The sequence below is a fragment of the Flavobacterium pygoscelis genome, assembly GCF_023162025.1.
Taxonomy (GTDB): domain Bacteria; phylum Bacteroidota; class Bacteroidia; order Flavobacteriales; family Flavobacteriaceae; genus Flavobacterium; species Flavobacterium pygoscelis.
On record NZ_JALNUB010000027.1, the window covers coordinates 1 to 2,996 of the forward strand.

Sequence of the window (2,996 nt, forward strand, 5' to 3'; positions counted from 1 at the left end):
AAATATAATTCCATTTTCCTGTTTTATTGGAATTTCTATTGTGATTTTCCTTAATTCTGTACATAACGATATAGATTCCGAATTGCTTTTTAATACATTCAAACTGTCTTGAATTATTATCGCTTGAACAATTTCGTTTATTTCTTCAATATCTTCAATTTGCTCTATTTTAAAATCTTTTTTCGAATCAGATTTTTTATTTTGGCAATTGAAAAAAGTAAATGTGATGATTATTAAAATAATTATTTTTCTCATCTTATTTTGTTGAAAGTGTTTGTTTTACGTCATTTTTTCTCAAAATATCTGCCAACGTCTTGGCGCTTGGCGTGGTTGCGAAATTCGTAACCGAGTTCTTTCGGCTAAGATAGAATATCTTGCGAAAGAAAAATATGAATTAACCACTAAATTCGCAATCTCGCCAAACGGCTGTTAGCGGTAGTGCATCATTCCAGGATATTTTTATAATTCTGTTCTCCTAATTTTCCAAATCGATAATAAGTTCTAAGTTCATCTGAAAACATTTGTATATTTTCTGTTTTAGTCTGAAGGAAAAAATATTTTTTATATTCTCCGTTTTTTTTATAGATCTCGATATAATTCTTAACACCATTTGATTTTTTACGTTCCCAAGCTCTTATATTTCCGTTAAATTTTCCAAGAAAATAATCACTTAGTATTTGTATTTTTTCAATTTCGTAAATTGTATAAACATCTAAATCACAAATAATTTTTTCGGAATCTATTACCAAATATCCACTTAATTCTCCATTAGCGGTTTCGCATTTAAAAAAGTTACTTATGATGAAATAAAGGGAATACACAACAGCAATTATTACAACAAAAACCCCCAATGAACTAAGGACTTCTTCATATCTTGGAAATATTGATTTTGCAAAATTAAATAAAAAGGAAAGTAACCATAAAATTAATGCCGTTAATAAACTCTTATCAATTTCAAATGAATTCTTTGGATTATATATTTGTAGTTTTTTTTCCATATTTTCTAGGCTGTGCGCGGGCATTACCGCTAACGTCTTGGCGCTTGGCGAGGTTGGGGAGTAAAGATGCGGGATTTTTCCATTAAACACAAATTTTTCAAGTACAAAACCATCTTTAAATTAAGCCTAAAACCCCAATCTCGCCAAACGGCTGTTAACTGCCGTTTTTTTTATTTTATTATTGCTTCTATTAAATATTCCTGCATAATTTTTTCAATTTGTTTTTCTCCGTATGGAGTATTGTATGCTGTCGAAGTAATTACAATTACGATAGGTTGGTCTTTGAAAATAAAAATTCTATTTCCACCATTTCCGCTAGAGTAGTAAACTTCATAATCCAATCCATTTATTTTGTAGGTCTTATTCCAAAATAGATATCCATAAAACTCATTTTCCGATATTGTCATTTGATGTGAAAAACTTTTTGTTATCCATTCTTGTGATAAAATTTGTTTTCCATTCCAAGTTCCTTGATTTTTGTATAATTGCCCATATTTGGAATAATCCAATGAACTCAATTGTAAACTTCCTGCCGTATTTACTACTTTTTGCGGTGTAAATTGCCATTTGTATTTTGTTATATTTAATGGACGAAATAGATTTTTCTCAGCATATTTTTCTAAACCATTTGGTACAGATTTGTCAATTATATCGCCCAAAACTATGCAACCTGCTGTAAAATAATCCCATTGTTTATTTAGTTGTTTTGTTTTATCAACAGGAAGATTTAATGTAAAGTCAACCCAATTTTTAGTAGGATACATATTTTCTTCGTGACCAATGGATTCAGAGTTCATATCAGAACCTTCAAAAGTTGAACTCATTGTAAGTAAACTTTTTAAAGTTATGCTGTCTTTTGATATAGAATAATTTTTAAAAGATTTTAAATTATAAAAATCTTTTAAAGTTTGGGTTTCACTTTTTATGTATTTGTCATTTATTGCAATGCCTAAAAGAGTTGAAGCAAATGATTTTCCGACAGAACGTGTGTCGTGAAGCGTTTTTCTATTTGCGCCATTGAAATATTCTTCAATTAAAATTTTTCCGTCCTTTATAGCAACTATACTTGTAACATTTTTATATGTTTGTTTTGCAATCTTTCTATTCAATTCCTCAATTTTAGCAATATCAATTTTATCAGAAGAAATCTGCCAATCTTTGGTTGGTTTAATCAATTGAACTTTTACAAGTTTTTCGTTAATTTTTATTTCAGGAACAATTATTTTTAATTTTCCTTCAGCAATAATATTACCTGTTTGAAATTCGGCGAGTTTTAAATATGGTCTGATTTCGATGTGAAGAATATGTTCTCCTTCAAAAAGTGCATCTTGTCCGCCATTACCAAAAAATCTATTCCAAAGGAATTTACCCCAAGAATCTTCATTTGTAGAATTTATTAACGGAACTCTGAAAATTGTTTTTTGATTTTTACTTTCTGCACTTCCTGCTCCAATATTTAGGTTTTCAACATAAATTTTTTTGTTGTCGACATAAAATGTAAATTGATAATTTCCATTGTTTGTCAATTCTTCAACAGTTGAATTCGGAGATATTAAATGAAGATAATTGGTCAAAGATTTGCCTAAAAAAACTCGAATGTTTAGGTCTGTTTTTTCTTTAAGTTCAAATGTTTGTAAAAAGTCTGTTTGCTTGAAATTTTCTATTGCAATTGTTTGTGACATAAATGCAACTTTACCAATGTTTGAATTATGTATTGGATAAATAATACTATCCTGTCTTACAAATTCGTTTTTTTGTGCAGATACATTTAAGTAAGTCAAAAGACTTAAAACGATGGTTGAGATTTTTGATTTCATTGATTATGATTGATGATTGATACTGTTAGTACAAATAAGTTGTAATTTGTTACATAGTATCTTGTATCCGTCTCGTTTTTTTAAAATGGCAGTTAACGTCTTGGCGCTTGCCGTGGTTGCGGACTTTCGAAGCCGAGTATTTTCTACCGCAACGAATATATGAATAAAAACGTTAATTCCA

At 29.2% G+C, this 2,996-nt stretch carries 3 protein-coding genes; all 3 read right to left on the reverse strand.

Annotated elements, in window-relative coordinates; all coding sequences use genetic code 11:
• Positions 1-255, reverse strand: a 255-nt coding sequence (locus MW871_RS16075; RefSeq protein ID WP_248429404.1) for a hypothetical protein, incomplete at its 3' end; no start/stop codon positions are given.
• A 188-nt stretch (positions 256-443) separates the two neighbouring features.
• Positions 444-998, reverse strand: coding sequence for a hypothetical protein (locus MW871_RS16080; RefSeq protein ID WP_248429006.1), 555 nt, complete (start codon positions 996-998; stop codon positions 444-446).
• Positions 999-1,168: 170 nt separating this feature from the next.
• The gene (locus tag MW871_RS16085; RefSeq protein ID WP_248429007.1) at positions 1,169-2,815 is read right to left on the reverse strand and encodes a serine hydrolase domain-containing protein; all 1,647 of its coding nucleotides are present in this window, start codon (positions 2,813-2,815) and stop codon (positions 1,169-1,171) included.
• Positions 2,816-2,996 lie beyond the last annotated feature (181 nt).